Source organism: Gordonia liuliyuniae (genome assembly GCF_021738805.1).
Lineage (GTDB): Bacteria > Actinomycetota > Actinomycetes > Mycobacteriales > Mycobacteriaceae > Gordonia > Gordonia liuliyuniae.
In genome coordinates this window covers 1-656 of sequence record NZ_JAKKOR010000004.1, presented here as the reverse complement: position 1 = coordinate 656, position 656 = coordinate 1, and the positions used below count along the sequence as shown (strand labels likewise).

The 656-nt window shown below is 70.6% G+C and carries 1 pseudogene; it reads right to left on the bottom strand.

The features are described from left to right. Positions 1-71: 71 nt before the first annotated feature. Positions 72-584 (bottom strand): annotated as a pseudogene (locus tag L5G33_RS05590) (TetR/AcrR family transcriptional regulator); the annotation flags it as partial. Positions 585-656 lie beyond the last annotated feature (72 nt).

Genomic DNA, 656 nt, shown 5'->3' with positions numbered 1-656 from the left:
ATGGTCGGGGGCCCCCCACCGCCGGGGGTGCCCCCCCGGGTGGGGGGCCGGCCGACGGCTTCGTAGCGGTCTCAGTCGGCGCGCGGCCTACGCACCGATGATTCGACGAGATCCAACACGGCGTGCAGATCGTCGGTCGACTGACCTGAAGCCAGTCGGGTGACGATCCCGTCGAGGATCACATCCAGGTACGTTACCAAGACTTCGGGCTCCACATCGTTGCGGAGACTGCCCGCTTGCCGCTTGCGCTCAAGGCGCGCGAGAGTGGCCCGCTCACGATCTTCGGACTGCGCCTCCCAGGCCGCGCGGAACCCCGGATCGCTCCGGATCTTCCGCACGATCTCCAGTCGCGTGCTCAGCCAGTCGAAGTCCTTCGGCCGCGCCAGGATGTCGCGCATCACCTGCACCAGGCCTTCCTGCGCGGCCACGTCGGCCATCCGCTCGGCGTCCTCCCGAGCGAGCGCCAAGAACAAGGCTTCCTTGTCTTTGAAGTGGTGGAAGATCGCACCCCGGGACAATCCCGTCGTCTCCTCCAGCCTCTTCACCGTGGCGCCCTCATAGCCGAATTCGGCGAAGCAGTGCCGCGGGGGGGGGGGGGGGGGGGGGGGGGGGGGCGGGGCCGCCGGGGCGCGCCGGGCCCGGGGCGGGGGGCGACA